30 protein-coding genes are annotated in these 26284 nt (G+C 62.5%); 17 read left to right on the forward strand and 13 right to left on the reverse strand.

Annotation, left to right across the window (positions count from 1 at the left end; genetic code table 11):
- The first annotated feature begins 35 nt into the window (after positions 1-35).
- The 5 genes from JL2886_RS13460 to glp all read left to right on the forward strand — a co-directional run bounded on the left by JL2886_RS13460 (position 36) and on the right by glp (position 4218).
- Positions 36-923, forward strand: coding sequence for a formate dehydrogenase accessory sulfurtransferase FdhD (locus JL2886_RS13460; protein ID WP_116560314.1), 888 nt, complete (start codon positions 36-38; stop codon positions 921-923).
- 109 nt (positions 924-1032) lie between these two features.
- On the forward strand, positions 1033-1668 hold the full coding sequence (gene mobA, locus JL2886_RS13465; protein ID WP_065272473.1) for a molybdenum cofactor guanylyltransferase MobA: 636 nt from the start codon (positions 1033-1035) through the stop codon (positions 1666-1668).
- On the forward strand, positions 1665-2156 hold the full coding sequence (gene mobB / locus JL2886_RS13470; protein WP_065272474.1) for a molybdopterin-guanine dinucleotide biosynthesis protein B: 492 nt from the start codon (positions 1665-1667) through the stop codon (positions 2154-2156). The genes mobA and mobB overlap by 4 nt, the downstream gene beginning before the upstream one ends.
- Positions 2153-2965 carry a molybdopterin guanine dinucleotide synthesis gene (locus JL2886_RS13475; RefSeq protein WP_065272475.1) on the forward strand — a complete coding sequence of 271 codons (813 nt, stop codon included), beginning with the start codon at positions 2153-2155 and terminating at the stop codon, positions 2963-2965. The genes mobB and JL2886_RS13475 overlap by 4 nt, the downstream gene beginning before the upstream one ends.
- Complete coding sequence (gene glp, locus JL2886_RS13480; protein WP_065272476.1) at positions 2962-4218, forward strand: gephyrin-like molybdotransferase Glp; 1257 nt, start codon at positions 2962-2964, stop codon at positions 4216-4218. Before JL2886_RS13475 ends, glp begins: the two co-directional genes overlap by 4 nt.
- 219 nt (positions 4219-4437) lie before the next feature.
- Here glp and JL2886_RS13485 read toward each other — a convergent pair whose 3' ends face one another.
- From JL2886_RS13485 to JL2886_RS13495, 4 genes are all read right to left on the reverse strand, one after another.
- Positions 4438-5460 carry a hypothetical protein gene (locus JL2886_RS13485; RefSeq protein WP_065272477.1) on the reverse strand — a complete coding sequence of 341 codons (1023 nt, stop codon included), beginning with the start codon at positions 5458-5460 and terminating at the stop codon, positions 4438-4440.
- Positions 5461-5480: 20 nt separating this feature from the next.
- A complete protein-coding gene (greA, locus tag JL2886_RS13490; RefSeq protein WP_065272478.1) occupies positions 5481-5951 on the reverse strand; it encodes a transcription elongation factor GreA in 471 nt (156 codons plus the stop codon).
- Between the two features lie 192 nt (positions 5952-6143).
- Entirely contained in the window at positions 6144-6314 is a 171-nt protein-coding gene (locus tag JL2886_RS19475; protein WP_156767921.1) for a hypothetical protein, read from the reverse strand.
- Complete coding sequence (locus JL2886_RS13495) at positions 6292-6672, reverse strand: VOC family protein (protein WP_065272479.1); 381 nt, start codon at positions 6670-6672, stop codon at positions 6292-6294. Before JL2886_RS13495 ends, JL2886_RS19475 begins: the two co-directional genes overlap by 23 nt.
- Before the next feature lie 95 nt (positions 6673-6767).
- On the opposite strand from JL2886_RS13495, the gene soxR reads away from it, so the two are divergent.
- From soxR to JL2886_RS13515, 4 genes are all read left to right on the forward strand, one after another.
- A complete protein-coding gene (gene soxR, locus JL2886_RS13500; protein ID WP_065272480.1) occupies positions 6768-7235 on the forward strand; it encodes a redox-sensitive transcriptional activator SoxR in 468 nt (155 codons plus the stop codon).
- Between the two features lie 174 nt (positions 7236-7409).
- Positions 7410-9059, forward strand: coding sequence for an electron transfer flavoprotein-ubiquinone oxidoreductase (locus JL2886_RS13505; RefSeq protein WP_065272481.1), 1650 nt, complete (start codon positions 7410-7412; stop codon positions 9057-9059).
- Positions 9060-9220: 161 nt separating this feature from the next.
- Positions 9221-10960 (forward strand): tetratricopeptide repeat protein, encoded by a 1740-nt coding sequence (locus tag JL2886_RS13510; protein ID WP_065273704.1) that lies wholly within the window; start codon positions 9221-9223, stop codon positions 10958-10960.
- Positions 10950-11789, forward strand: coding sequence for a 4-(cytidine 5'-diphospho)-2-C-methyl-D-erythritol kinase (locus tag JL2886_RS13515; RefSeq protein ID WP_065272482.1), 840 nt, complete (start codon positions 10950-10952; stop codon positions 11787-11789). The genes JL2886_RS13510 and JL2886_RS13515 overlap by 11 nt, the downstream gene beginning before the upstream one ends.
- Before the next feature lie 269 nt (positions 11790-12058).
- Here the strand turns inward: JL2886_RS13515 and JL2886_RS13520 are convergent, their stop codons facing one another.
- Complete coding sequence (locus JL2886_RS13520; protein ID WP_065272483.1) at positions 12059-13057, reverse strand: polyprenyl synthetase family protein; 999 nt, start codon at positions 13055-13057, stop codon at positions 12059-12061.
- Between the two features lie 57 nt (positions 13058-13114).
- Between JL2886_RS13520 and JL2886_RS13525 the strand changes: the two genes are divergently transcribed.
- The 3 genes from JL2886_RS13525 (at position 13115) to JL2886_RS13535 (ending at position 14611) form a co-directional block, all read left to right on the forward strand.
- Complete coding sequence (locus JL2886_RS13525) at positions 13115-13330, forward strand: DUF2007 domain-containing protein (protein ID WP_065272484.1); 216 nt, start codon at positions 13115-13117, stop codon at positions 13328-13330.
- Entirely contained in the window at positions 13327-14109 is a 783-nt protein-coding gene (locus tag JL2886_RS13530) for a tRNA1(Val) (adenine(37)-N6)-methyltransferase (RefSeq protein WP_065272485.1), read from the forward strand. Before JL2886_RS13525 ends, JL2886_RS13530 begins: the two co-directional genes overlap by 4 nt.
- A gap of 322 nt (positions 14110-14431) precedes the next feature.
- Positions 14432-14611 carry a YdcH family protein gene (locus tag JL2886_RS13535; protein ID WP_065272486.1) on the forward strand — a complete coding sequence of 60 codons (180 nt, stop codon included), beginning with the start codon at positions 14432-14434 and terminating at the stop codon, positions 14609-14611.
- A gap of 162 nt (positions 14612-14773) precedes the next feature.
- Here the strand turns inward: JL2886_RS13535 and JL2886_RS13540 are convergent, their stop codons facing one another.
- A complete protein-coding gene (locus JL2886_RS13540; protein WP_065272487.1) occupies positions 14774-15721 on the reverse strand; it encodes a transcriptional regulator GcvA in 948 nt (315 codons plus the stop codon).
- 115 nt (positions 15722-15836) lie between these two features.
- Between JL2886_RS13540 and JL2886_RS19480 the strand changes: the two genes are divergently transcribed.
- Positions 15837-15983 carry a hypothetical protein gene (locus JL2886_RS19480; protein ID WP_156767922.1) on the forward strand — a complete coding sequence of 49 codons (147 nt, stop codon included), beginning with the start codon at positions 15837-15839 and terminating at the stop codon, positions 15981-15983.
- A 79-nt stretch (positions 15984-16062) separates the two neighbouring features.
- Here JL2886_RS19480 and phbB read toward each other — a convergent pair whose 3' ends face one another.
- The 6 genes from phbB to JL2886_RS13570 all read right to left on the reverse strand — a co-directional run bounded on the left by phbB (position 16063) and on the right by JL2886_RS13570 (position 21443).
- Positions 16063-16785 carry an acetoacetyl-CoA reductase gene (gene phbB / locus JL2886_RS13545; protein WP_065272488.1) on the reverse strand — a complete coding sequence of 241 codons (723 nt, stop codon included), beginning with the start codon at positions 16783-16785 and terminating at the stop codon, positions 16063-16065.
- Positions 16786-16975: 190 nt separating this feature from the next.
- Positions 16976-18151: an acetyl-CoA C-acetyltransferase gene (locus JL2886_RS13550; protein WP_065272489.1), complete on the reverse strand. Its 1176-nt coding sequence runs from the start codon at positions 18149-18151 to the stop codon at positions 16976-16978.
- Between the two features lie 290 nt (positions 18152-18441).
- On the reverse strand, positions 18442-19281 hold the full coding sequence (locus JL2886_RS13555) for an EAL domain-containing protein (RefSeq protein WP_065272490.1): 840 nt from the start codon (positions 19279-19281) through the stop codon (positions 18442-18444).
- Positions 19282-19422: 141 nt separating this feature from the next.
- A complete protein-coding gene (locus JL2886_RS13560) occupies positions 19423-20370 on the reverse strand; it encodes a sterol desaturase family protein (RefSeq protein ID WP_065272491.1) in 948 nt (315 codons plus the stop codon).
- 13 nt (positions 20371-20383) lie between these two features.
- A complete protein-coding gene (locus JL2886_RS13565) occupies positions 20384-20770 on the reverse strand; it encodes a hypothetical protein (RefSeq protein ID WP_065272492.1) in 387 nt (128 codons plus the stop codon).
- A gap of 109 nt (positions 20771-20879) precedes the next feature.
- Positions 20880-21443 carry a TlpA disulfide reductase family protein gene (locus JL2886_RS13570; protein ID WP_197492318.1) on the reverse strand — a complete coding sequence of 188 codons (564 nt, stop codon included), beginning with the start codon at positions 21441-21443 and terminating at the stop codon, positions 20880-20882.
- Positions 21444-21463: 20 nt separating this feature from the next.
- Here JL2886_RS13570 and argH point away from each other — a divergent pair, with 20 nt between their 5' ends.
- Together argH and JL2886_RS19615 are read left to right on the forward strand one after the other, a co-directional pair.
- On the forward strand, positions 21464-22858 hold the full coding sequence (gene argH, locus JL2886_RS13575) for an argininosuccinate lyase (RefSeq protein ID WP_197492319.1): 1395 nt from the start codon (positions 21464-21466) through the stop codon (positions 22856-22858).
- A gap of 99 nt (positions 22859-22957) precedes the next feature.
- Positions 22958-23134 (forward strand): hypothetical protein, encoded by a 177-nt coding sequence (locus tag JL2886_RS19615; RefSeq protein WP_165832669.1) that lies wholly within the window; start codon positions 22958-22960, stop codon positions 23132-23134.
- Positions 23135-23302: 168 nt separating this feature from the next.
- Here the strand turns inward: JL2886_RS19615 and JL2886_RS13580 are convergent, their stop codons facing one another.
- Complete coding sequence (locus JL2886_RS13580) at positions 23303-24196, reverse strand: SDR family oxidoreductase (RefSeq protein ID WP_065272494.1); 894 nt, start codon at positions 24194-24196, stop codon at positions 23303-23305.
- A 141-nt stretch (positions 24197-24337) separates the two neighbouring features.
- Here JL2886_RS13580 and JL2886_RS13585 point away from each other — a divergent pair, with 141 nt between their 5' ends.
- Entirely contained in the window at positions 24338-24925 is a 588-nt protein-coding gene (locus tag JL2886_RS13585; RefSeq protein ID WP_065272495.1) for a TetR/AcrR family transcriptional regulator, read from the forward strand.
- A gap of 74 nt (positions 24926-24999) precedes the next feature.
- Positions 25000-26265 (forward strand): diaminopimelate decarboxylase, encoded by a 1266-nt coding sequence (lysA, locus tag JL2886_RS13590; RefSeq protein ID WP_065272496.1) that lies wholly within the window; start codon positions 25000-25002, stop codon positions 26263-26265.
- The last annotated feature ends 19 nt before the right edge of the window (positions 26266-26284 follow it).

The raw sequence follows: 26284 nt of genomic DNA on the forward strand, positions 1-26284 counted from the left end.
GGCTGCTGTCATGGCCTACGGGGGATTGGGGAGGTTTGCAATTGGCAAAAGCCGAAGATCACGCAGAGTATATCATCGCGCCTGCGCCGCAGAACGCGCGGCTGACCCGCGCGGTGACGGGCGTCGATCACACCGGCGCCCAAAGCGAGATTTCCGTGGTCGAGGAACGTCCGCTGACCATCTATCTCAACCGGCAGGAGATCGTCACCGCAATGACCATCGGGGATTATCCCGAGTACCTGGCGCTTGGCTTTTTGCGCAATCAGGGCATGCTGCGCGACGATGATGTGATCACCGGCGTCGATTACGACGAAGAGCTGGAAACCGCTGTGGTGCGCACCGAGGTCGAGACTTCCTACGAGGAAAAGCTGCAGAAAAAGACCCGCACCTCGGGATGCGCCGTGGGCACCGTCTTTGGCGACATGATGGAGGGGCTGGAGGATGTGCGCCTGCCCGCAACGCCGGTACGCACCTCCTGGCTCTATGCGCTGGCGCATAAGATCAACCGCACGCCGTCGCTTTACCTTGAGGCTGGTGCGATCCACGGCACGGTGCTGTGCCACCGGGACCGCCCGCTGGTCTATATGGAGGATGTCGGTCGCCACAACGCGGTGGACAAGATCGCGGGCTGGATGCTGTCCACGGGCAGTGATCCGGCGGACAAGATCCTTTACACCACCGGGCGGCTGACCTCTGAAATGGTGATCAAGACGGCGATGATGGGCATTCCGGTGCTGGTCTCCCGCTCCGGTTTCACCGCCTGGGGGGTAGAGATCGCCCGCGAGGTTGGCCTGACCCTGATTGGCCGGATGCGCGGCCAGCGGTTCATCTGTCTCTCCGGCGATGACCGGCTGGAACGGGACGTGGACCCCGCATCGATGCCGCAGGAAGACAAGAAACATCGCAGGAAGAGCGCAGAATGATGTCAGCTACTCGTCATTGCCCGGCAAAGCCGGGCAGCGCCCAACCCGCCCCCCACGGGGCGGGCGCTTCGCACCCTCCCCGCCGGGTCGGACGCTGGGAGGGTGTGGCATGACCAAACCGCTGGGCGTGATCTTGGCGGGCGGTCTGGCCACCCGCATGGGCGGTGGCGACAAGGGGCTGCTGAGCATCGGCGGGCAAAGCCTTCTGTCTCGTGTGATCGACCGGCTGTCGCCGCAGGTGGCGGGTCTCGCGCTCAACGCCAATGGGGATGCTGCGCGCTTTGCCGACCTTGGCCTGCCGGTAGTCGCCGACAGTATCGAAGGTTTTGCCGGGCCGCTGGCGGGCGTGCTCGCGGGGCTGGACTGGGCCGCCGAGCAAGGCGCCGAAGCAATCGTGACGGCGGCTGCCGATACGCCCTTCTTCCCCACGGATCTGGCGGCGCGGCTGATGGCAGCCTCCGAAGGGCAGTCCCATCCCCTGGTACTCGCCACGACCCCGCGCACTGGCGAAGAGCTGAAATCCGGCGGGCGCAGCAAGGTGAACCGCCACCCCACATTCGGCCTTTGGCCCGTGGCGCTGCGCGATGATCTGCGCGCGGCCCTTAAGGATGGCCTGCGCAAGGTGGTCCTGTGGACCGATGCCCATGGCGGGCGTGAAGCGTTGTTTGAGGCCGATCCCTTTGATCCATTTTTTAACGTCAACACGCCCGAGGATCTGGCGCGTGCAGAGAGATTGCTAGTATGAAAATTTACGGAGTAACCGGCTGGAAAAACGCCGGCAAGACAGGCCTGATGGAGCGGCTGGTGGCTGAGTTCTGTGCTCGTGGCCTGAGCGTTTCGACCCTGAAACACGCCCATCACAGCACCGATGTGGATCAGCCCGGCACCGACAGTCACCGCCATCGCAGCGCGGGCGCCTCAGAGGTTCTTCTGGCCTCGCCCAACCGGGTGGCGATCATGCAGGAATTGCGCGATGCGGAAGAGCCGTCCTTTGTCGATCTGCTGTCGCGGCTCAATCCAGTGGATCTGGTTCTTGTCGAGGGCTTCAAACGCGAGCCGCATCCCAAGATTGAGGCCTATCGCACCGATGCGGGCAATCCGCTGATCGCGCCGGGGGATCAATCGATCCGGGCCGTGGCCAGCGATATTTCCCTCAATCTGGATCGGCCCGTGTTTGATCTGGACGATACCGTGGCGATTGCCGATTTCATCGCGGGTGAACTGGGCTTGTGAGGCCGTTTGACACCTTCGTGATGGTGGATTGGTCCGGCGGCAACGATGCCGGATCGCGTCCACGCCGCGATGCGATCTGGGCCTGCCGGGCGGACTGGCAAGGCGCCGAGGAGCCGCTCTATTTCCGCAATCGCCAGCTGGTCGAAGACTGGCTCTGCGATCAGGTGGAATTGGCGCTGAGCCGGGATCAACGGCTTTGCATCGGATTTGATTTTCCCTTTGGCTATCCCGCAGGCTTTGGCCCGGCGCTGACCGGGCAGAGCGATCCTCTGGCGCTCTGGGATTGGTTCGAGGCGCGCATCGAAGACAGCCCCAGGGCAAACAACCGTTTTGATTTGGCGGGCGAGATCAACCGCCGCTTTGGCGGGCAGGGGCCGTTCTGGGCCAATGCGCTGAAGCGCGATATCGACGGGCTGCCGCGCACCAAGCGCACCTACCAAAACCCCTTTCCGGATCGGCGCGCGGTCGAACATCTGGCGCCGGGCGCCTTCACCTGCTGGCAGATGGCTGGGGCAGGATCCGTGGGCGGTCAGGTGATGATGGGATTGCCGGTACTGTCCCGGTTGCGCCGCCGCTTTGCGCCGCATGTGGCCGCCTGGCCGTTTGAAGCGCTGGACAGGCCGGTGGCGCTGGTGGAGATCTGGCCCTCGCTGACGGTTCCTACGCCGCCTGCTGGTATGATCAAGGATGCCTGGCAGGTGCAGCAGGTGGCTCTGGAACTTGCCCGCCGCCCTGTGGCAGAACTGGAGAAGATGCTGGATATCACCGCCCCCGAAGAGGGCTGGATCCTTGGAGTGGAGCCGAGATGACCCTGAAGCCGCCGCCCCTGCGCGATGATTGCTTTGCCTTGCCGACGGGCGTGAACTGGACCCCGGTCGAGGATGCGCTGGCGCTGCTGCGGCAGCGGCTGGGGCCGGTGACAGGCGTGGAGAGCCTGCCGCTGGACCAGACGGTGGGCCGGGTGCTGGCCGCAGATGTGGTGGCGCAACGATCGAACCCGCCGCAGCCCAATACCGCGGTGGATGGTTACGGCTTTGCCGGTCCCATAGCCGAAGGGGCGCAGGTCATGGAACTGGTCGCCGGGCGTGCGGCGGCGGGGGTGCCCTTTGACGGCGTGGTGCCTGCGGGGCAGGCCATTCGTATCCTGACCGGGGCCGCACTGCCCGACGGGGTCGACACGGTGATCCTCGAAGAGGACGTGACCACAGATGGCCGTCAGATCGCCTTTCACGGGCCGCTGAAGAAAGGGGCCAATACCCGCCGCGCCGGTGAGGATGTGGCGGCCGGAGATGTGATTCTGAGTGCGGGGCGGGTGGTGACACCTGCCGATCTGGCGCTGGTGGCGGCGACGGGTATCGACACATTGCCACTTCGGCAGCCCCTGCGCGTTGGAGTGCTTTCTACCGGCGATGAACTGCGCGATCCGGGTGCGCCTGCCGGGCTGGGGCAGATCTATGATGCCAACCGGCCGATGCTGCTGGCGTTGCTGCGGCAGTTGGGCGTGATTGCCGTGGATCTGGGGCGCGTCGGTGATGATCGCGCTGCGCTGCGGGCGCGGCTGGACGGCGCGGCGTCGCAGGCGGATGTGATCCTGACCAGCGGCGGTGCTTCGGCGGGGGATGAAGATCATGTCTCGGCCCTCTTGCGGGAGGCAGGCGCCATGCAGGAATGGCGCATTGCCCTGAAACCCGGCCGTCCGCTAGCGCTGGGGATGTGGCAGGGAATGCCGGTCTTTGGCCTGCCGGGCAATCCGGTGGCGGCGCTGGTCTGTACGCTGATCTTTGCGCGCCCTGCCATCGGGGTGATGGCGGGGGCCGGGTGGCAGGAACCGCAGGGGTTCGATGTGCCTGCCGGGTTTGAGAAGCGCAAGAAACCGGGACGGCGAGAATACCTGCGCGCCCGTATCCGGCAGGGGCGCGCCGAGGTGTTCAAATCCGAAGGCTCTGGCCGGATCAGTGGGTTGAGCTGGGCCGAGGGTCTGGTCGAGATTGGCGAGGATGCGGCGCATATCCGGCCCGGCGATCCGGTGCGTTTCCTGCCCTATGGCAGTTTTTCCCTTTAGGCAGGTGTCTGTGGGGCGGGGAGCTCCCGCCCATTCAGTATCATTGCAGGCAATGACTATCGCGGTTGGGCCGGGCGCCCTGCGGTGCAGGGCGCTGGATGGTGGCAACCGCGCCGCGCTTAGCGTGGCGCCGGACCCAACGGGAGAGCGGTGATCTGTGATCGCCGGAATCCGGACGGGAGCGCTCTGGCGGGCGAAACGGGGGGTGTTGGCTCAGGATCAGTCGAAGGTGCCCGCGACGCGGCCCACCAGCATGAAGGCGCGCGCGGTGCGGGTGTCGCCAAGAGCGGAGATTTCGCTGTCGTTGGCTTCGGTCTCAAATTCGGTGAACATCTGGTCGAACCGGCGCAGGAAGTGATGCGCGGCATCGCGGAAGATCGGATCCTGTTTCATCCGCGCGGCGGTCAGGGCCAGCGATGTCCGGTCCCGCACCCCGCCAAGCGCCGCCACGGCGCGGCCACGGGCGCCCTGGGCGAACTGGCGCCAGATTTCGGGGCGCGCCATGTCCGGGCGCAGATCGTCCATATAGATGCCGTCCTGGCTGAGCAGGGTCAGAACGTCCTGCGCCGCCTGGATCACCTGCGAGGCCTTGCGGTCCTTGAGCGCGGCGCGCAGGGCCGAGAAGCCTTCTTCGTCCTCTGCGGTTTCCGGGAAATTGAGCGCGCGGATGAACTGGTCCACCGGCAGCGGCGGCGACATGTCTTCCGAGGAGGTGCCAAGGGCCAGCGTACCCTGATCCGCTGCGGCCATCTGGGCGGCTTCGGCGGGGATCGCCGGGCGGGGCGGGTTGCGGCGGCTGCTCTGGAAAGTGGCCAATGCGCTTTCGGTCTTGCGCGTCGCCTCGGCGATTTCCTCGAGCTTCTTGGTGACCGAAGGCTCCGCCACCGCCGTGGCCTGCTGGGCGTGGGTCAGGTAGCTGTGCCGCAGCCCGTCGATGGCCGATTGCAGGCGCAGGGTTTCCTCGCGCATGATCCGGATCGACCGCAGCACCATGGCGCCGCCCCAGAGCAGGATCACCGGCAGGCAGACGGCCAGCGCCGTCTGCACCCAGCCGGTCCAGCCATTGGCACCGTCCGTTTCAGCAGGAGCCAGAAGGTAGGCCGCCAGAACCGCCAAAAGCCAGATGCAGCCCAGCACGATCGCCCCCATCTCGGCGCCGCCCAATCCCGTGGCCGAGGGGCGCTCGAACGTGCCGAGCGGCTGGTTATGGGCGGTCTTTGAGGCGGGATCCGGTGCGGTCATGGCGGATGGGTTCTGTCTTGTCAGGAATAAACGATTTGCAAAATCTCATAGGCGCGCTCCCCGCCGGGGGTGCGTACCTCCACACTGTCGCCTTCTTCCTTGCCGATCAAGGCCCGGGCAATCGGTGATTTGATGTTCAGCAGGCCCGCTTCGATATTGGCTTCGTGTTCGCCGACGATCTGCCAGGTCTTTTCCTCGTCGGTGTCTTCATCCACCACGGTGACCTTGGCGCCGAATTTCACAGACCCCGACAGTTTCGCCGGATCAATCACATCCGCGAGGCTCAGAATGCCTTCGAGTTCCTTGATGCGGCCCTCGATAAAGGACTGTTTTTCGCGCGCCGAATGGTATTCGGCATTCTCCGACAGATCGCCGAGCTCGCGGGCTTCGGCGATGGCCTGGATGATGGCCGGGCGCTCGACGGATTTCAGGTTCTTGAGTTCCGCTTCGAGGGCCTGAAAGCCCGTCGGCGTCATCGGGATCTTTTCCATGGTCTGCTCCGCTTTCGTCTGGTCGTGCCGTGCATGTGCTACGGGTCTTTTGAACGTGACAGCCCCGCCGCAGGTGCGACGGGGCATTTATTCGTGTTGGCATTTACCTGACCCAATCGCGGGGCCAAATGCAAGGGGGACCTGCGGCCACGGGCAGAGTTTTGCTGCAGGGACCGGGACTTGCTGCGGGATTTATCGCCGCTTGAAATGCCGCGGTGGCAGCGGGTCCGGCACCGGCAGATGCGCTTCGATGCGCCAGAACTGTGCCTCGGCCTGATCGCCGTGGAACCGCGTGGTGTGCCTGCCCCGGGGCCGCCTGTGTGCGTCGAGACCCAACAACTCAATCATATTGAACAAGCTCATATTCCACCCCCTCTCCATCCAGGAAATAGAACCGTCGTCCGGGTTCGTAATCGGCGTGGTTCATCGGCGTGAAGCCGACCTCCCGAACCGCCTCCTCGGCGCTGTCCAGATCCTCGACGATCAGCGCCAGATGGTTGAGCGTTCCCTTGTTGGCATAGCGGGGCAGCGGATCACCTAGGTCTTCCGGTGGCGTATAAAGCGCAAGATAGCTGTCCTTGCTGCCGACGTGGACCGAAAGGCCGCCGTGGATTGCCGGACCCTGCCAGCGGATCCGCCAGCCAAAGACCCTTTCCATCCAGGCGGCGGTGGCATGGGGATCGCTGACGCAGAGGTTCGCGTGTTCAAGAATGGCGGTCATTTCGAATCTCCTTTGATAATCTCTGCATCCTGTGTAATTTCTAAACCTAACTTTAGATCAAGGTATTTCTCATCACGTCAGGGAAGGGATCCGACATGGCAAAATCCGCAGGTGTTTCGATTGGCTATCTGGCAGAGCGCACCGGGCTGGCGGTCTCTGCTATCCGGTATTACGAGGCGCAGGGTCTGGTCGAGCCCTGGCGCAATGCGGGCGGGCAGCGGCGGTTCCTGCGCTCGGATCTCAGGCGGCTCAGCTTCATCATGATCGCGCAGCAGTTCGGGTTTTCCCTGCCGGAGATCCGCGAGTACCTGAAAAAACTGCCGGGCGGGCGCACCCCGACGCAAGAGGATTGGGCGGCGATTTCCTCGGACTTCCGCGATCATCTGGATCAGCGAATCGAGACGCTTATGAAGCTGCGTGATAACCTTGATGGCTGTATCGGATGCGGCTGCCTGTCCTTGCCGAGATGCGCGCTATATAATCCGCAGGACAAGGCAGGAGAGAAGGGCACCGGCCCGCGCTATCTGATGGGGGACAGCCCAGAGGTTGAAAATGACGGATGAGCGTCGGAAATGAGTATGTTTTATACGGAAAAGCCCGTTCTGCTGGAACGTAACGCAGAGTATGGATTGACCTTTGTAATCCCCAAACGCTAAGCAACCGCGAAAGAAAATTGCGCCCAGGACCATCTGTCCGATGGGGACAGAAACGAACGATAGCCAAGGAGCACATCATCTATGGCCGAGATTGAACGCGAAGCGATGGAATATGACGTTGTGATCGTCGGGGCCGGCCCTGCGGGTCTGTCGGCGGCGATCCGTCTGAAGCAGTTGGACAGCGACCTTGAGGTCGTGGTGCTGGAAAAAGGCTCCGAAGTGGGCGCGCATATCCTGTCGGGCGCGGTTCTGGATCCATGCGGTCTTGATGCGCTGATCCCCGACTGGAAGGAAAAGGGCGCGCCGCTGAATGTGCCGGTGAAGGAAGATAACTTCTACATGATGGGCGAGTCGGGCGAGGTGCGGATCCCCAACTTCCCGATGCCGCCGCTGATGAACAACCACGGCAACTACATCGTCTCCATGGGCAATGTCTGCCGCTGGATGGCTGAACAGGCCGAGGAACTGGGCGTCGAGATTTTCCCGGGCATGGCCTGCTCCGAGCTGATCTACGGCGACAACGGCGAAGTCAAAGGCGTGGTCGCCGGTGTCTTCGGGCTGGAGGCCGACGGCTCTTACGGTCCCAACACCGAGCCGGGCATGGAACTGCACGGCAAATATGTCTTCCTCGGTGAAGGCGTACGTGGCTCGCTGTCCAAGGAAGTGATCGCCAAATACGGCCTGTCCGATGGCAAGGAGCCGCAGAAATACGGCGTCGGCATGAAAGAGATCTGGGAGATCGACCCGGCCAAGCACAAGGAAGGCACCGTCACCCACACCATGGGCTGGCCGCTGAATTCCAACGCTGGCGGTGGCTCCTTTATCTATCACTTGGAAAACAACCAGGTTTACGTGGGCTTCGTGGTGCACCTGAACTACAAGAACCCCTACCTGTTCCCCTACATGGAATTCCAGCGGTTCAAGCACCACCCGATGGTCGCCGAGCTGCTGGAAGGCGGCAAGCGCGTGGCCTATGGCGCCCGCGCCATCACCGAAGGCGGCTGGCAGTCGATGCCGAAGCTTGTGGCACCCGGCGTGGCGCTGCTGGGCTGTGCCGCAGGCATGGTCAACGTGCCGCGCATCAAGGGCAACCACAACGCCATGCTGTCGGGCAAGGCCGCAGCCGAAGCCGCCTATGACGCCATCAAGGCCGAACGCTCCGGTGACGAGCTGTCCGCCTATGAGACAGACGTGCGCGAAGGCGCTATCGGCAAGGACCTCAAGATGGTCCGCAACGTCAAACCGATGTGGTCGAAGTGGGGTCTCACCGCCTCGCTGATGCTGGGTGGTCTGGATATGTGGACCAACAACATCCTTGGACTGTCCTTCTTTGGCACCCTTGGTCACGGCAAGAACGACGCCGAAGCCACCGAAGAAGCCAGCAAGCACAAGCCGATTGATTACCCGAAACCCGATGGCACCCTGTCCTTTGACCGGCTGACCAACGTCTCCTTCGCGATGACCAATCACGAGGAAAGCCAGCCCTGCCACCTGCACCTTGGCAATGCGGATACGCCGATCTCGGTCAACCTGCCAAAATACGACGAACCGGCGCAGCGCTATTGCCCGGCCGGCGTCTACGAGGTGGTCGAAAAGGACGGCAAGCCGGAGTTCGTGGTGAACTTCCAGAACTGCGTGCACTGCAAGACCTGCGACATCAAGGACCCGAGCCAGAACATCACCTGGACCACGCCGCAGGGCGGTGACGGGCCGAACTATCCCAATATGTGATCCGGTTTGGGCAAATCTGCCCGCAGCCGGGCGGATTTCCTCCGGTTTTGCCGGAAATAACGCAAAAGTGGGGCGCCTTCCGAGGCGCCCCATTGCGTGTTGTCAGCGCCCGGATTACCCTTTTTCACAATCACGAATACATACCCTTGGGGGAGGTCCCGGTGCCGGTTCAAAATCTTCGCAACCTGTCATCCGCGGCGCTGGTTGCGCTGTCTGTTTCGGTCACATCCACGCTGGGCCTTGCGGCGCCAGTTGCAGCCAACGGATTGGCGGGGGCTTACCTCGCTGGTCGGGCCGCCACCTATGAGAGTGATTTCTCGGCAGCTGCCGAATATTACACCCGCGCTCTGGTCCGCGATCCGAAGAACCCCGTGTTGATGGAAAATGTGGTCTTTGCCCAACTGGCGCAGGGCGATCTGGATCGTGCACTGCCAGTGGCACAGCGCCTGTGGGAGATGGAGCTGCGCAGCCAGGCGACGAATATGGTCATGGTGGGCGATTTCGCCCGCCGCGGCGCCTTTGTCGACATTCTGGCGCGGGATCTGGCGATCCGCGATATTCACCCGCTGGTGGATGGGTTGCTGACAGCCTGGGCGCATATGGGCGAAGGGGCTGTCTCCGCCGCGATGCAGAGTTTCGAAGCCCTTGCCGAAGACCAGAACCTGCGCCCCTACGCGCAGTTTCATCAGGCGCTGGCGCTGGCCTCGGTCGGGGACTACGAGGGCGCAGAGGCGATGTTCGCCGCCGAGGATGGCAAGCTGACCCGCCTGTCGCGCCAATCGGTTCTGGCGCGGATGCAGATCCTGTCGCAGCTGGGGCAGAACGAAAAGGCGCTTGAGGTGCTGAGCGGGGCTTTCAGCAGCGGCTTTGATCCGGCGCTTGCGGATTTGCGGGGCCGACTTGAGGCAGGCGAGGCGCTTGGCTTTACCATGGCGCCCGGCCCGGTCGAAGGGATCGCCGAAGTCTTTTTCACCATGGGATCGGCGCTGAATGGGCAGCAGGCGGATGACTATGTGCTGATGTATGCCCGCATGGCCTCGGTCCTGAACCCGGATCACGTCGATGCGGTTCTGCTAAGCGCGGAGCTCTTGGACAAGCTGGGCCGCTTCCCGCTGTCGATTGCCACCTATAAACAGGTGCCGCGCAGCCATCCCGATTATTATGCCGCTGAAATGGGCCGCGCCGAGGCGCTGCGCCGCTCGGCCAAACCGGACGCCGCAGCCGAGGTATTGGCGCAACTGGCAGAGATCTATCCTGAACTGCCTCAGGTTCAGGTCAGCCTGGGCGACCTGCTGCGACAGCAGGAAGACTACACTGGCGCCGTGACCGCCTATGACAAGGCGCTGACCTACACGCCTGAACAATCGCCGAGCCGCTGGTTCCTCTATTATGCCCGCGGCATCTGCCACGAAAGGCTGGATAACTGGGCCGAGGCCGAGGCCGATTTCCGTGCCTCTCTGGCGCTGGAGCCGAACCGCCCGCAGGTGCTGAACTACCTTGGCTACTCGCTGGTGGAAAAGCAGAAGAACCTGGATGAGGCGCTCGACATGATCGAGCGCGCCGTCGCAGCACGTCCCGAGTCGGGCTATATCGTCGATTCGCTGGGCTGGGTGCTGTATCGTCTTGGCCGCTATAGCGAGGCGGTGGGCCACATGGAGCGCGCGGTGGAATTGATGCCGGTGGATCCGGTGGTGAATGACCATCTTGGCGATGTTTTCTGGGCAGTAGGCCGCCAACGCGAGGCGGAATTCCAGTGGAAACGAGCGCTGTCCTTCATCCACTCTGGCGAAGGCGATGGTGAAGCCGATCCCGAACGGATCCGCCGTAAGATCGAGGTCGGTCTGGATGTGGTGCTGGAAGAAGAAGGCGCGGATCCCCTGAAGGTTGCCAATGGCGGTTGAGGCTTTCGCCCCGGCCAAGATCAACCTGACCCTGCATGTGACCGGCCAGCGCGCCGATGGTTATCACCTGCTGGATTCGCTGGTGGCGTTTTGCGATGTCGGGGATCAGGTGCGGGTGCGCCGGGCTGAGGATCTGTCCCTGCAGGTGGGTGGGTCACGGGTGGCTGGCGTGCCCACGGACGGTTCCAACCTTGTGTTGCGGGCGGCAGAGGTTTTGAAACCTGCCGGGCAGGGCGCCGAGATTACGCTGGAAAAACACCTGCCTGCAGCGGCTGGCATTGGTGGCGGCTCTTCGGATGCGGCGGCAACGCTGCGGGCGTTGGCGCAGCTTTGGGATGTGAAGCTGCCCGGCGAAGCGGATTTGCTAAGCCTCGGCGCAGATGTGCCCGTCTGCATGGCGCCGGGAGCCTGGCGCATGGCCGGGATTGGCGAGGATCTGACGCCGCTGCCACCCTTGCCGTCTTGCGATATCCTGCTGGTGAATCCGGGAGTGGCGGTCTCGACCCCGGTGGTGTTCCGCGGGTTGGCCTCGCGCGAGAACCCGGCCATGCCGCAGGACCTGCCGGTCTGGGGCGATGCGCTGGAGCTGTCGGCATGGCTGGCGCGGCAGCGTAACGATCTGCAGGCCCCAGCCGTGGCCGCTGCGCCGGTGATCGGAGAGGTTCTGGACGCGCTGCGTGCCTCGGGGGCGCTGTTTTCGGCGATGTCCGGCTCTGGCGCCACCTGTTTTGCGCTGTTCGAACCTGACGAGGGGCAGGCGCAAAGCGCGGCAGAGGATATTCGTGCGAAACACCCTGACTGGTGGGTGGCTGCGGGGTGCGTGCTCTAGGCGCGGGGGGCCTCCCGCGCCTGTATCGCCGCATCAAAGATGCAGCAAACAGCCTTGGGCCCGGCAGCGCGCCTGCGGCGCGCTGTTTTCCAGATCTGCTGAGAGGCGCCTGAAGCGCAGGTCTGCGCTGCAGGCGCCACATCGAGTGTGGAGGTCCAAAATCCGCCTCAAGGGCAAGCCGCGCGCGGCGCGGAGGCTAACGCCTCCCTTGACCCGGACTTTGGAAGAAAGGGGCTGATATGCCGACTTTGGCATGTTGCCCCGGCGGGTTAGTGCAGCCGAGCCACCACGTAATCGGCGAGATCATGCAGCATCTGACGGATCGGGTGCTCCGGCAGGCTTTGCAGCGCGGTCTTTGCCTTTTCGGCCCAGGCCATGGCGTCGTCGCGGGTGGCCTCCAGCGTCTTGTACTTGCCCATCAGCGCCAGAGCGTGGTCGAGATCGCCCTCTTCTTGGCGGCCCTTTTCGATGGTGCGGGTCCAGAAGGCGCGTTCTTTATCGGTGGCCTGCGCCACTGCCTTGATCACCGGCAGGGTCAGCTTGCGTTCGCGGAAATCGTCGCCGACGTTCTTGCCAGTTGCCTTGCTGTCGCCCTGATAATCCAGAAGGTCATCGGCGATCTGGAAAGCGATGCCTAGGGCATCACCGTAATCGAACAGCGCCTTGATCTGCGCCTCCTCCACCCCGGCGATGACGCCGCCGACCTCGGTCGCGGCGGAGAACAGCGCTGCCGTCTTGCCGCGCACCACCTGCAGGTAGATCGCTTCGTCGGTTTTTAGGTCGGTTGCCGCAGTCATCTGCAGCACCTCGCCCTCGGCGATGGTGGCGGCAGCATTGGCGAGGATGTCCAGCACCCGCAAAGAGCCGGTTTCCACCATCAGCTGGAAGCTGCGGGCAAAGAGGTAATCGCCGACCAGAACCGAGCTTTTGTTGTCCCACAAGAGGTTGGCGGTGGGGCGGCCGCGGCGTTGGCCGCTTTCGTCGACCACATCGTCATGCAGCAGGGTAGCGGTGTGGATGAACTCCACTGTGGCCGCCAGTTTGACGTGATTGTCGCCCTCGTAGCCACACATGCGCGCCGCCGCCAGGGTCAGCATCGGGCGCAGGCGCTTGCCGCCAGCCTCGACCAGATGGGCGGTCACCTCGGGGATCCGGGGCGCGTGCTCGGAGGCCATCCTTGTTCGGATCAGCGTGTTTACCGCCGCCATCTCGTCGCTGAGGGTGGCTGCCAGCATTTCATGCGGCTTTTGCGTCATGACTTGGTCCATTGCTTTCCCGGCTTTCAGGCTCGACAAGGTATTGCCCTTGCTCTTAGATCCATCCCCATGAAGGAACTTCTGCGCAGCACCGATCCAACCGTCTTGGCCTTTGCCTCAGCCCTTCTTGAGGGAGAGGATATAGACTGCTTTCAGTTGGACGTAAATATGAGCATCCTCGAGGGCGGCATCGGAATTTTTCCGCGCCGCCTTATGGTGCATCCGGATGATTACGACCCGGCTTTGCGGGTGATGCGCGACAATGACATCCCGCTGGGCCAATGAGCATTTTTGCCGACGCGGATCTGACCTGTAACGATTTCCTGGGCGGCCGGGTGCGGCTGTATCAGCCCGTCAAAGGCTACCGTGCCGGGGTTGATCCTGTGTTGTTGGCGGCCGCTGTTCCGGCGCGGGCGGGGGATCATGTGTTGGAGCTCGGCTGCGGTGCGGGGCAGGCGCTGCTGTGCCTTGCGGCAAGGGTGCCGGGGCTGCGCCTTACGGGCGTGGAGTTGCAGGCCGCCTATGCCGACCTGGCGCGGCGCAATGGCGCGCTGAACGGGCAGGGCATTGATGTGATCGAGGCGGACCTGGCGCAGTTGCCGGTGTCTTTGCGCCAGATGCAGTTCGCCCATGTGATTGCCAATCCGCCTTACTACCGGGCAGGGGGGCACAGCCCGGCGCAGGATGCCGGGCGGCGGGTTGCCCTCGGAGAAGAGACACCACTGCAGGACTGGATCGCCGTTGCCGCCAAACGGCTGGCGCCGCGTGGATACCTGCACATGATCCAGCGCGCGGACCGGTTGCCGGATATGCTTGTGGCCTGTGCCGGGAGGCTGGGGTCGCTGGAGGTGCTGCCGCTGGCGCCACGACAGGAGCGGGCGGCAGAGCTGGTGATCCTGCGCGCGCGCAAGGAGGGGCGGGCGGAGTTCCGGCTGCACGCGCCACTGATCCTGCACAAGGGTGCGCGGCACGAGCGGGACGGTGAAAGCTATCAAGAAGAGGTGGCCGATGTTCTGCGGCAGGGGGCGGCCCTGCCCTGGCCCGGGGAAAAGCGGCCCGCCTGAATAGCCAATCCTCTATCGCGGCGAGTCGGTCGCCAAGGCGGTGACGTGGTATCGGGGACTGCCATCAGAGCGTTGCCGGGGCCTGTCTGACCGGACGCCCATATGGGTAGGACCCTTGCGTCTTTCAAGCGTTACATAGTCGTTTTACCGTGGCTTTGCGCCTTTATTGCAAGGCTGAGCGGCGGTTTTTGGCAGTCTTCAGCCGATGCAACAGATTGATGACAAAACTGTGCGCCTGCAGCGTGACAGACGCATTTTCTTATGCTCCACTTGAGGTGTCCTGCTGACGCAGGGCGTATTTTGCTCAAAAAGGAGGAACGGCATGAGCCTCAGCTCGCATCTCACGGAACTGAAGAAGAAGCACGAGCACCTCAGCATGGAAGTCGAACAGGCCCAACGTGCACCCAGTACCGACGGTCTGGAAGTCGCTGCCATGAAAAAGCAGAAATTGAAGCTCAAGGAAGAGATTGAGCGATTGTCCGCAAGCGAACTGGCGCACTGACGCGCGAGCAACTCGGGCGCAGCCGCAAACCGGAGCAAAACCGGCACGGGCGGCGCGCCCACGATATGTCTGATGAAATTGGGCTGCCAGATCTGGTGGCCCTTTTGCTTTTGAAAGGGGCTGTCCGGGCGAACCGCGTGCGAGTGGTCAGGAATGCTGCATTCAGGGGGGGGCGATATCGGTGACCGGGATGATATCGAACCGCTCAGACACATAGGATGTCTTGTCGATCTCACCCATGAACCAGTCGCGGAACGCCTTGATCTGGGGGCGATCCTCGGTGCCCTTGGCGCAGACAAAGCGAAACCGTCCTTCGGTTTCAATCGCAGTCGCGAAAGGGGCCACCAGACGCCCGGCGTGCAGATCGGTCACCACCATGGCGCGGCGGCCAAGCACGACGCCTGCCCCGGTCAGGGCGGCATCCACCGCATGGTCGGCCTGCGAGAAATGCGCGCCATGCGTGGGGGCAAAATCGATTCCGACAGCGGCGAACCATGCTGGCCAGTCGCAGGGCGGCTGCAGGAAGTTCAGGGATTCGTCGAACAGAAGCGGCGCCTCGGTCAGGCTTTCGGAGGTTTTGTATTTCTCTGCCAGTTCCGGCGTCATCACCGGTGTCATCCATTCCTTGCGCAGGGGCAGGGACCAAAGGCCCTCGTCCGGGCCGACGCCAAACCGGATTGCCACATCGACCTCGTCACGCTGGAAATCCATTTGCCTGAGTGTCGCGGAAAAGCGCAGGTCGATTTCGGGATGGGCACGCGCAAATTCATAAAGACGCGGCGCCAGCCATTTCGCGGTAAAGCCTGGGCCAGCGGTCACCGTCAGTGTGCTGTTGTCCTGCAGCCGCCGGGTGGCGCGCCAGGCATCGCCAAGAATCTCGAAACCCTCGGCGGCGCCTGGGGCCAGCGTGCGTCCGGCCTCGGTCAGCTCCACCGCACGGTTGAGCCGACGGAACAGCGGCGCGCCGAGGTGCTCCTCGAGCGATTTGATTTGAAAGGACAGCGCCGCCGGGGTCACGTTCAGCTCCTCTGCCGCCTTGGCAAAGGACATGTGGCGGGCGGCGGCATCAAATGCGCGCAGGGCGGTCAGGGGGGGCAGGCGTTCTGGCATGATCACATCAGTAATACTTAACTGAATGACTGAAAAGTCTCGTTTGTAAGTTTTTTCACCCGCAATCATATTGGTGTCAGGTTAATGATGCTGATCCGAAACGGAGGTTTGCGAGATGGAATATACAGTCAACGCCGATATCAAACTGGCCATGCAGCGTGCACATGAAGAACGCGGCCAGGTGCTGAAATCCTTCTGGGCGCGCCTGTTCCGCCGCGGCAAGCCTTCGCTGGTCAGCACAAGGGTTTCCCGCTGGGCATAGTGCACATGTCCTTACGGGATTGAAAAAGGGCCGGTCCATCAGGACCGGCCCTTGTTGATTTTACCATTGCGCACTCGGATCAGACGAAGAACTGACCGCCGTTGGCGGAAATGGTCGACCCGTTGATGAAGCCTGCGTCGTCAGAGGCCAGGAAGGTCACGCAGCGGGCGATTTCCTCAGGCTCGCCCAGGCGGCCGGTCGGGATCTGTGCGATGATCGAATCACGCACCTTTTCCGGCACGGCCATCACCATTTCAGTGGCGATATAGCCGGGGCAGATCGCGTTGGCGGTGATGCCTGCGCGGGCGCCTTCCTGCGCCAGGGATTTGACGATGCCCAGATCGCCTGCCTTGGTGGCAGCATAGTTTACCTGAGCGAACTGACCTTTCTGACCGTTGATCGAGGAGATCACGATGATACGGCCGAACTTGCGCTCGCGCATGCCGGGCCAGATCGGGTGAATGGTGTTGAAGACGCCGGTCAGGTTGGTGTCGATCACCTGGTGCCACTGCTCGGGCGTCATCTTGTGGAAGGGGGCATCGCGGGTGATCCCAGCATTTGCCACCACGACGTCAATGGCCCCCAGATCGGCTTCGACCTTTTCGATACCGGCCTTGCTTTCCTCGTAGTCGCCCACGTTCCACTTGTAGGTCTTGATGCCGGTTTCCTCGGTGAATTTGGCCGCGGCTTCGTCATTGCCGGCATAGGTGGCTGCGACGTCATAGCCTTCGGCCTTCAGAGCCTTGGAAATTGCTGCGCCGATGCCGCGGGAGCCGCCTGTGACGAGTGCAGTTCGTGCCATTGAGTTGTCCTCCAGTGATTCATTTACTTGGTAATCTTGCTACATGCAGAGGTTAGTTTGAGCAACAATATTGCGCAACGGATTTTGCTGCGCCGCCGCATAAATTGTCGCACCCCTGACAAACCTTTGAAGCCTAAAAGAAAAGGGCGCCAAGATGGCGCCCTTAGATATGTCCGGTTACGAGGCCACGTTACGGGCGCTCCACGCACATGGCGACGCCCATACCGCCACCGATGCAAAGCGTGGCGAGGCCTTTCTTGGCACCGCGCCGCTTCATTTCAAACAGCAGCGTGTTCAGAACCCGGCAGCCCGAGGCGCCGATGGGGTGGCCGATGGCGATGGCGCCACCGTTGACGTTGACGATGCTGGGATCCCAGCCCATTTCCTTGTTCACGGCGCAGGCCTGCGCGGCAAAGGCTTCGTTGGCCTCAACCAGATCCAGATCCGAGGCGCTCCAGCCTGCCTTCTCCAGCGCCTTGCGGGAGGCGTGGATCGGGCCGACGCCCATGATCGAGGGATCGACGCCAGCGGTGGCATAAGAGGCGATGCGGGCCAGCGGCTCGATACCGCGTTTTTCGGCTTCATCGGCGCTCATCAGCAGGGTGGCCGCAGCACCGTCGTTCAGGCCGGAGGCGTTGGCAGCGGTGACCGATCCGTCCTTGGTGAAGGCGGGGCGCAGTTTCTGCATGGCTTCGATGGTGGCGCCGTGACGGATGTATTCGTCGCTGTCCACCACGATGTCGCCCTTGCGGGTTTTCACGGTGAAGGGGGTGATTTCATCAACGAACTTGCCCGCCTTCTGGGCGGCTTCGGCCTTGTTCTGGCTGCCGACGGCGAATTCGTCCTGCTGATCGCGGGAGATCTGCCACTGTTCGGCGACGTTTTCAGCGGTCTGGCCCATGTGGTAGCCGTTGAAGGCATCCCACAGACCGTCACGGATCATGGTGTCGATATACTTCATGTCGCCCATCTTGTGACCAGCGCGCAGATTTGCGGCGTGGGGCGACAGGGTCATGCTTTCCTGGCCACCGGCACAGACGATGGCGGCATCGCCCAGCTGGATGTGCTGTGCGCCGAGGGCCACGGCGCGCAGACCGGAGCCGCAGACCTGGTTGATGCCCCAGGCGGCGCTTTCGATGGGCAGGCCGGCATTGATATGGGCCTGACGGGCCGGGTTCTGGCCCTGAGCGGCGGTCAAAACCTGACCGAGAATGGTTTCAGAGATCTCGCTTTTGTCGACGCCGGCGCGAGCAACAACGGCCTCCAGAACAGCGGCACCCAGATCATGGGCGGGCGTATTGGCGAACGAGCCGCCAAAACTGCCGACAGCGGTCCGTGCGGCGGATGCGATTACAACATTGGTCATTGATATGGGTCCTCTGCCATCAATTAACTCCGGAGATGTTGCACCCGCGCGGTTGGTGGTGAAATCAAAACCCCGCGATGGCAAACACGTCCTCCCGTACTCCGGGGCAGGCATAGCGTATTGCTGCACCTGCAGCAATCGACAGGGTGTCCCAGCGGCTGACGGGAAGTCAACCGGCATAAACGCAAAAAACCACCGGTGACGGTGGCTCTTTTTAGGGGGTCATGCGGTCAGATGCACAGAAGGCTCTGAAACAAGGAGGCTATTCCCGAGCGCTGCAGTGCAGCGGATCAGGCGCGGCTGCGTTCCTTCAGTTCCTCCAGCCAGGGTGGGCTGACCGTCGGGGCGCCGAACAGGAAGCCCTGCATGCAGTCGACGCCGATGGAAACAAGGTATTGCGCATCGGCTTCGGATTCCACCGACTCGGCCACCACCAGCATGTCGAACTGCTTGGCAATGCCGACCAGAGCGCAGGTCACGGCCTGATTGTCCGGATTGCCGCTGATGCCGCGGATGAACTGACCGTCGATCTTGACCGCGTCGAAGAAGAATTCGCGAAAGTGAGCGATGGCCGTGGTGCCGGCCCCGAAGTTATCCAGCGCAAAGGCGATGCCGTGTTTCTGCAGCCGCTCCATGAAGTCGATGACCAGCTCTGGCGCGGCCATGGCCGAGGCTTCGGTGATTTCCAGAACCAGACGTTCGCCAATGGTGGAGTCTTTCTTCAGGAAGCGGTTCAGCACGTCCATCCAGCGGCCGTAGCCGATGGAGCGCGCCGACATGTTCACGGACAGGCGGATCTGGGGCGATTTCATCAGCGCCCGCAGCCCGTGCTGCAGCGCCAGACAGTCCAGAGCGCGGCCGATTTCCTTTTCCTCGACCACATGCATGAAGTCACGGGCAGGAATCACCCGGCCGGTGGCATCCAGAACCCGGATGTAACCCTCATAAAAGGCGGTCTGATGCGGGGGCATGGCCTGCATGACCGGCTGGAAGGCCAGCATCGTCTGGTCATGCTTCACCGCCTCGGCAACCATATCCAATGTGGACCGGTCGCGGGATACTACCGCTGCGTTCAGTGGGTTTTCTGAGCCTTCTGGCAGGTCCGCTTTTTTCCAGCGACTGTGTTTCACTGTTTTGCCCCCTGGCTATACCTGTGCCTGATCATGTGCATGGAAACTATGCGTTGCTTTGCACTCTCGGACAAAAGGGTGAACCATGGATTAAAGTTAAAACTTTAGGAAAAGTCGCATCTGATGTCGCGGCCCGGTCCGTCAGGTCGGGTCGGCTGGTTGTTCAAATCCCGGCGTGCCGCGGTCACCCGGGTTGCGGGCCAGGTATTTCGCCTTGATGGTTTCGCTGGTGTCGCGGCTGCCATCGTGGCTGTAGCCGGGCGGCGCCAGCGCATAAAGCAGCCGTTGTTTCAGGGTCAGGCCGGGCTGGGTCATGTCACGGAAAATCCCCACCCATTCGTGAAAGGCGACCCGTAGCGGATTGAAGGTGCCGATGTTGTGGACAAGGCCGTAATCGACGCGGTCGTTCTCCTGTTCAGGGACGAAGGTGCCGAACATCCGGTCCCAGATGATGAAGACGCCGGCATAATTACAGTCCAGATAGCGCGGGTTGCGGCCATGGTGTGCGCGGTGGTGGCTGGGGGTGTTCATCACCGCCTCGAACCAGCGGGGCATCTTGCCAATCGCTTCGGTGTGAATCCAGAACTGGTAGATCAGGTTGAGGCCACCGACGAACAGCACCAGCGCCGGGTGGAACCCCAGCAGCACCAGCGGCGCGCGGACAACCATCATGAAGGTGAAGGTGCCGGTCCAGGTCTGCCGCAGCGCGGTGGTCAGGTTGTAATGCTGGCTGGAGTGATGGTTCACATGGCTGGCCCAGACCCAGCGCACCCGGTGGCCGAAGCGGTGCACCCAGTAATAGCGCAGATCGTCCAGCACGAAACAGACCAGAACCGCCCAGATCGACGTCCCCATATCAAGCGGCGTGAGCCGCCACAGAACCATGAAGAATGCCCAGGCGATGAAACCCAGCAGGATCCCTGCCGCGACGCTGCCCGCCCCCATGATCAGCGAGGTCAGCGCATCGCGGGTTTCATAACGACCGCCCCGGCCTTTGATCGCGATCCACAGGAACTCGGCCAGGATCGCCGCGATGAAAAACGGCACCGCATATTGAGTCACATCGGGGTAAGAGATTGGATCGCTCATCGGCGGGGTTCCTTCAGGACGGGATCATCATCTGTTGCCAGTCTGCGCGCTCGTGCGGCGCAAGAGAGAGCGAGACGCCCGGCGTACCAAAATCGTGGAACTCCAGCCTGAGGCCGGTTCCGGTTTCAAAGACATCAAAATCAATAAGATGGCGCGCCACGGTGTCGGCGCCAAAGGCCCAGAGAAGGCCGGTTCCGCCTTCGGTCTGAACCAGCGCGGCGTGGCCGTTTTCGGCGATCAGCACCTGGTGGATCACATCATCGGGGAAATGGCGATGCCACTCGGCGCGGGCATCTTCGACCGACAGCACCGTCTGCGCCGAGCGGCCCGACAGGTGTAGGATCGCGGCGACCGCGCTGACGCCGCCGATAACCATGATCAGCAGGATCTCTAGTGGCATATGCTCCTCCCTGATCCCTACATTGGCGGACCGGGAAGGAGCCTGTCAAAGGTCGCGTGAGGTCAAGCCGTGATCGGGGCGCGGCCGGACCCGTTGCGGGATGCGCAGATCAATGCGTTGCAATCATCTCTTTGATGATCGCCTTGGCGCTGTCGCTGTTCCATTCCGCATCGCCCAGAAGGCGGGCAACCTCTTCGCCTTCGCGGTTGATCAGAACGGTAATGGGCAGGCCGATCACTGCCATGTTGCGGGCCAGTGCCTGTTTCGGATCGGTGTGGCGGGGCAGGCCGGTGATGCCGTTTTCCTCGAAGAACTTGACGATACCGGCGGGGGAATTGCGCCCGGTGGCGATGGTCAGAACCTCGAAGTCCTCGCCGCCGAACTCTTCCTGCAACTCGGCGATTTGCGGCATTTCCTTGCGGCAGGGGGCACACCAGGTCGCCCAGAAGTTCAGCAGAACGATCTTGCCCTGATAATCGGTCAGCGTGGCGGTGCCGCCATCGTTTTCCAGAAAGAACTCCGCGTCAGAGACGGGGCGCGGCTCGGAATGGACGACCAGCCGTTTCAGACTGTCGGCGCGCAGCGCCTCCAGCGTCGCGACATCTGCGGCGAAGGCGGCATTTGCACCCAAGGCAAGGGCCATATAAAGGGTGAGGTGACGAAACAGACGCATGTTATCTCCGGGGTTCAGCCATGACAGATCAATCCTCAAACCAGATGTGGGGCGGCCGCTTTGCCGCTGGCCCTGACGCGATCATGGAGGCAATTAATGCCTCAATCGGGTTTGACAAGCGTATGGCAGCCCAGGACATCGCAGGCTCAAGAGCCCATGCCGCCATGCTGGCCGCGACAGGCGTCATTACGGATAACGACGCCGAGGCCATTCGGGAAGGGCTACTCACGGTCTTGTCAGAGATCGAAAGCGGCAGCTTCCAGTTCTCTACCGCGCTGGAAGACATCCATATGAACGTCGAAGCGCGCCTGAAAGAGGTGATTGGAGAGCCCGCCGGGCGTCTGCACACCGGCCGGTCGCGCAATGATCAGGTGGCGACCGATTTCAAACTCTGGGTGCGCGATCAGTTCGACGCTGCCGAAAAGGGCCTGCTGGCGCTGATCAAGGCGCTGGTCGATCAGGCCGAGGCTGGCGCCGACTGGGTGATGCCCGGCTTTACCCACCTGCAGACCGCGCAGCCGGTAACCTGGGGCCATCACATGATGGCCTATGTGGAAATGTTCGGCCGTGATCTGTCCCGCGTGCGTGATGCCCGCGCCCGGATGAACGAATCGCCCCTGGGTGCGGCGGCGCTGGCTGGCACCTCCTTCCCCATCGATCGCGAGATGACGGCATCGGCGCTGGGCTTTGACCGTCCTGCGGCGAACTCGCTCGATGCCGTGTCGGATCGCGATTTCGCGCTGGAGTTCCTGAGCACCGCATCGATCTGCGCCGTGCACCTCAGCCGTTTTGCCGAAGAGCTGGTGATCTGGTCCTCGGCCCAGTTCCGTTTCGTGACTCTCAGTGATCGCTTCTCCACCGGCTCCTCGATCATGCCGCAGAAGAAGAACCCGGATGCGGCCGAACTGATCCGCGCCAAGGTAGGCCGGATCTTTGGCGCCAATACCGCGCTGATGATGGTGATGAAGGGGCTGCCGCTCGCCTATTCCAAGGACATGCAGGAAGACAAGGAACAGGTCTTTGATGCAGCCGACAACTGGATGCTGGCGCTGGCTGCGATGGAAGGCATGGTCAAGGATATGACTGGCAACCGCGAGTCGCTGGCTGCCGCCGCAGGTTCGGGTTTCTCCACCGCCACCGATCTGGCCGACTGGATGGTGCGGGTGCTGAAGGTGCCCTTCCGCGATGCCCACCACGTGACTGGCGCCTTGGTCGCGATGGCCGAGGGCCGTGGTTGCGATCTGCCTGACCTCAGCCTTGAGGACATGCAGGGCGTGCACGAAGGCATCACCGAGGATATCTTCAACGTTCTGGGAGTCGAAAACTCGGTCAACTCGCGCATGTCCTATGGTGGCACCGCGCCCGCGCAGGTGCGCGCGCAGGTGCAACGCTGGAAAGAGATCCTGGCGGGCTAAGCAGGCCTTTGCCGAGATCCTGCGGTGGGGGCGCTTGTGATTGGCCAGCGCCCCGCCCATATTGAATGAATACCCACCCGAGCCGAGGGCTTCTCTCCGATGCGCGTTCTTGTTTTTCTTTTCGTTGCAGCCACAACACTCGCGGCCTGTGGCGTGGATGGAGAACCGGTGCGCCCCACACTCAATGCCGGGGTCGGGGTCTCTACCAGCGGTGTCCATGCCGGGGGCAGTGTGGGTGTGCAGCAGGGACCGTTCAGCCTTCTTCTGGGCTTCTGATGCTCTCGCGTCCTGCGTGCGCCGTCTTCTGGCTGCCGGTCGTGATCGCTTTGGCGGGATGTGAGCCGTCGGCCTCTGAACGCACTGCGGGTACCGCAAGCGGTAGCTCTGCGTCTCAGACACCCGGGTCGGGTGTGACAGTTTCGGGGTACGCCCGGGTTGGCGTTTCTATCGGGAACTGAACGCCGAAACCTTTGTCCCGGCACGATTTGAACAAATCCCAGCATAGTGATCGCCCAGCGACCGGCTGCCATATTGCGGTCCGATGGCGTCCTGCTGGCAGGAGGTCAGGAAAAACTCGAACGGCCCCCAGACATGACGCGGGGTGCAACGTTTCATCACTGATAGGGCCGCATGGCCCAGCCACAGTGGCAGGTGGGTGATCCGGGCGGGTTTACCGAGGGCGTCAAAGGCCAGTTCTGCGATCTGATTGAGGCTCAGCACCTGGGGGCCGCCGATCTCCACATCCGCCTCCCCGGCTTCGATGGCATCAAGAATGGCACAGGACAGATCGCGGGCATGAATCGGGTTGATCCGCACCGATCCGTCACCGATCAGCCAGACCCGGCCCTTTTTCGCCATCGACAGGATCTCTTCCATATCGGCAAAGAACCCGTTGGGGCGGATGACGCACGCCTGCAGCGGGGCGGTTTGCAGCACGCCGACGAACCGCGATTTGGCCGCCACCAGATCAGAGGTGGGGGTGCCCCGGGTCAGCACATGCACATAGGCAAACTGACCGACCCCGGCGTTCACCGCCTCTTTCAGCAGGTTGAGGTTGGCCTGATAATCCACATCCAGATAGGTCACACGGTCGGTCTGCCGGGTCAGCCCCAAGGCCGAGACAACGAGTTCCACCCCATCCATAAGTCCGCTGAGGCTGGCCGGGTCGGTGGCCTCTGCGGTGACGATTTCAATACCTCGGGGAAACCCGGACGTATCCGAGCCGGACCGGACCAGTGCCCGCACGGAGTAGCCCCGGGCCGACAGTTGCGCCACCAGATGGCGCCCCAGATGGCCAGTTGCACCGGCGACAAATGCAATCTTCTGATTTTCACTCATTGACACTAATCCATTTTTGACCAATTGGTCAGATATAGCGCGCTATCTAGGGGCCGCATGACTGACCCGCAAGTCATTTATATGCCGGGACAGGTCAACCCCGCTATGCATTCCGTGCAATCAGGCCCAAAAGGAACGGCAATGCCGAAGATCGTCGACAAGGATAAAATGAGGGCTGAGATCCTCGAGGCGGCGATGATGTGTTTTGCGCGCACGGGCTATCAGGCCACCAAAATGACCGATATTGCCAGGGCCGCGGGCGTGGCCAAGGGCACGCTCTATCTTTATTGCGACGGCAAGGATGACCTCATCCTGAGCTTGATCGGGCAATATTTCGACGGGCTGAGGGGCCAGATCACCCTGCTGCCCGCCCCGCAGACGCTTGAGCTTTATCTGGATGGCCTGCGCCAGACGGTGATCCTGGCGCAGCGTGATATGACATCGCTGATCTTTGAAGTGCTGGGACCGGGGTTCAAGGATCCCCGTGCCGTAGAGATCATCGACGGGTTTTTCGATTGGCTGGCCCGTCACTGGGCAGAACATTTCGCGGATCTTGCCGAAGCGCAGGAAATCCGCGCTGACTGCGATCCGATGGCGCTGGCGCGGGCGGTGATCGCGATGCTGGACGGGGTTTTCCTGCATCTGAGCCTGTTCGATGCGGGGTCCAAGATCGCCACCCTGCGGCGCGAGACCGCCTTTACCATGATCGCATCGGGGCTGCGGGGATAAACGCGCAGTGGACAGCGCTGTAGCAGGACAAATTCCATTGATCCGGCGGCCTCTTTTGGTCTAATCGCCAAGACATGGATCATTTTCTTTACCGCGATGGCGCGCTCTGCGCCGAGGACGTTCCGGTGGCTGAAATCGCCGCCGCCGTAGGCACGCCGTTCTATGTCTATTCCACCGCGACGCTGCTCAGGCATTTCCGCCTGTTCGACGAGGCGCTGGAAGGCACCGAGCATCTGGTCTGTTTTGCGATGAAGGCAGCCAGCAACCAGGCCATCCTGCAAACGCTGGCACAGGCGGGCGCGGGCATGGATGTGGTCAGTCAGGGCGAATACCTGCGCGCCAAGGCGGCTGGTGTGCCGGGCGACAAGATCGTCTTTTCCGGCGTTGGCAAAACGGCCGAGGAAATCCGCTGCGCCCTGTCCGGTGGCATCCGCCAGTTCAACGTGGAATCCGAGCCCGAGATGGAGGTGATCAACGCGGTCGCTCTGGAACTGGGCACCCGTGCGCCGATCACCATCCGCATCAATCCGGATGTCGATGCAAAGACCCACGCCAAGATCGCCACCGGCAAATCCGAGAACAAGTTTGGCATCCCGATTTCCCGCGCTAGCGAGGTCTACGCCCATGCCGCCAGCCTGCCGGGGCTGGAGGTGATCGGGATCGACGTGCATATCGGCTCGCAGCTGACCGAGCTGGCCCCGTTCGAGGCCGCCTATCAGAAGGTTGCGGAGCTGACCGAAACCCTGCGCGCCGAAGGCCATGACATCCGGCGCCTGGACCTGGGCGGCGGGCTGGGCATTCCCTATACCCGCTCGAACGAGGCGCCGCCGCTGCCGGTGGAATATGGCGCCCTGATCAAGCGTACGCTGGGCCACCTCGGCTGCGAGATCGAGATCGAACCGGGTCGCCTGATCGCGGGCAATGCCGGGCTAATGGTCAGCAAGGTAATTTATGTGAAATCCGGCGAGGGCCGTGATTTCCTGATCATCGATGGGGCCATGAACGATCTGATCCGCCCCGCCATGTACGAGGCGCATCACGATATCGTGCCGGTGATCGAACCGGAGCCGGGCGTCGAAAGCCAGCCTTATGATATCGTCGGGCCGGTCTGCGAATCCGGCGATACCTTTGCCAAGCAGCGCGAAATGCCGCCGCTGGCTGCCGGGGATCTGATCGCCTTCCGCAGCGCCGGAGCCTATGGCGCGGTGATGTCGAGCGAATACAACTCGCGCCCTCTGATCCCCGAGGTACTGGTGCATGGGGATCAATTCGCGGTTATTCGCCGACGTCCGACCTTTGACGAAATGATAAACCGCGATACCATTCCAGAATGGCTCTGATCGCGGCTGCGGATTTTTC

This window comes from Phaeobacter gallaeciensis, from assembly GCF_001678945.1.
Classification (GTDB): domain Bacteria; phylum Pseudomonadota; class Alphaproteobacteria; order Rhodobacterales; family Rhodobacteraceae; genus Phycobacter; species Phycobacter gallaeciensis_A.

What these genes read in the sequence shown, in the direction of transcription:
- mobA (WP_065272473.1), top strand. Translation starts at nt 1,033, where the DNA reads ATGACCAAACCGCTGGGCGTGATCTTGGCGGGCGGTCTGGCCACCCGC.
- mobB (WP_065272474.1), top strand. Translation starts at nt 1,665, where the DNA reads ATGAAAATTTACGGAGTAACCGGCTGGAAAAACGCCGGCAAGACAGGC.
- glp (WP_065272476.1), top strand. Translation starts at nt 2,962, where the DNA reads ATGACCCTGAAGCCGCCGCCCCTGCGCGATGATTGCTTTGCCTTGCCG.
- JL2886_RS13485 (WP_065272477.1), bottom strand. Translation starts at nt 5,460, where the DNA reads ATGACCGCACCGGATCCCGCCTCAAAGACCGCCCATAACCAGCCGCTC.
- greA (WP_065272478.1), bottom strand. Translation starts at nt 5,951, where the DNA reads ATGGAAAAGATCCCGATGACGCCGACGGGCTTTCAGGCCCTCGAAGCG.
- JL2886_RS19475 (WP_156767921.1), bottom strand. Translation starts at nt 6,314, where the DNA reads ATGAGCTTGTTCAATATGATTGAGTTGTTGGGTCTCGACGCACACAGG.
- JL2886_RS13495 (WP_065272479.1), bottom strand. Translation starts at nt 6,672, where the DNA reads ATGACCGCCATTCTTGAACACGCGAACCTCTGCGTCAGCGATCCCCAT.
- soxR (WP_065272480.1), top strand. Translation starts at nt 6,768, where the DNA reads ATGGCAAAATCCGCAGGTGTTTCGATTGGCTATCTGGCAGAGCGCACC.
- JL2886_RS13505 (WP_065272481.1), top strand. Translation starts at nt 7,410, where the DNA reads ATGGCCGAGATTGAACGCGAAGCGATGGAATATGACGTTGTGATCGTC.
- JL2886_RS13515 (WP_065272482.1), top strand. Translation starts at nt 10,950, where the DNA reads ATGGCGGTTGAGGCTTTCGCCCCGGCCAAGATCAACCTGACCCTGCAT.
- JL2886_RS13520 (WP_065272483.1), bottom strand. Translation starts at nt 13,057, where the DNA reads ATGGACCAAGTCATGACGCAAAAGCCGCATGAAATGCTGGCAGCCACC.
- JL2886_RS13525 (WP_065272484.1), top strand. Translation starts at nt 13,115, where the DNA reads ATGAAGGAACTTCTGCGCAGCACCGATCCAACCGTCTTGGCCTTTGCC.
- JL2886_RS13530 (WP_065272485.1), top strand. Translation starts at nt 13,327, where the DNA reads ATGAGCATTTTTGCCGACGCGGATCTGACCTGTAACGATTTCCTGGGC.
- JL2886_RS13535 (WP_065272486.1), top strand. Translation starts at nt 14,432, where the DNA reads ATGAGCCTCAGCTCGCATCTCACGGAACTGAAGAAGAAGCACGAGCAC.
- JL2886_RS13540 (WP_065272487.1), bottom strand. Translation starts at nt 15,721, where the DNA reads ATGCCAGAACGCCTGCCCCCCCTGACCGCCCTGCGCGCATTTGATGCC.
- JL2886_RS19480 (WP_156767922.1), top strand. Translation starts at nt 15,837, where the DNA reads ATGGAATATACAGTCAACGCCGATATCAAACTGGCCATGCAGCGTGCA.
- phbB (WP_065272488.1), bottom strand. Translation starts at nt 16,785, where the DNA reads ATGGCACGAACTGCACTCGTCACAGGCGGCTCCCGCGGCATCGGCGCA.
- JL2886_RS13550 (WP_065272489.1), bottom strand. Translation starts at nt 18,151, where the DNA reads ATGACCAATGTTGTAATCGCATCCGCCGCACGGACCGCTGTCGGCAGT.
- JL2886_RS13560 (WP_065272491.1), bottom strand. Translation starts at nt 20,370, where the DNA reads ATGAGCGATCCAATCTCTTACCCCGATGTGACTCAATATGCGGTGCCG.
- JL2886_RS13565 (WP_065272492.1), bottom strand. Translation starts at nt 20,770, where the DNA reads ATGCCACTAGAGATCCTGCTGATCATGGTTATCGGCGGCGTCAGCGCG.
- JL2886_RS13570 (WP_197492318.1), bottom strand. Translation starts at nt 21,443, where the DNA reads ATGCGTCTGTTTCGTCACCTCACCCTTTATATGGCCCTTGCCTTGGGT.
- argH (WP_197492319.1), top strand. Translation starts at nt 21,464, where the DNA reads ATGACAGATCAATCCTCAAACCAGATGTGGGGCGGCCGCTTTGCCGCT.
- JL2886_RS19615 (WP_165832669.1), top strand. Translation starts at nt 22,958, where the DNA reads ATGCGCGTTCTTGTTTTTCTTTTCGTTGCAGCCACAACACTCGCGGCC.
- JL2886_RS13580 (WP_065272494.1), bottom strand. Translation starts at nt 24,196, where the DNA reads ATGAGTGAAAATCAGAAGATTGCATTTGTCGCCGGTGCAACTGGCCAT.
- JL2886_RS13585 (WP_065272495.1), top strand. Translation starts at nt 24,338, where the DNA reads ATGCCGAAGATCGTCGACAAGGATAAAATGAGGGCTGAGATCCTCGAG.
- lysA (WP_065272496.1), top strand. Translation starts at nt 25,000, where the DNA reads ATGGATCATTTTCTTTACCGCGATGGCGCGCTCTGCGCCGAGGACGTT.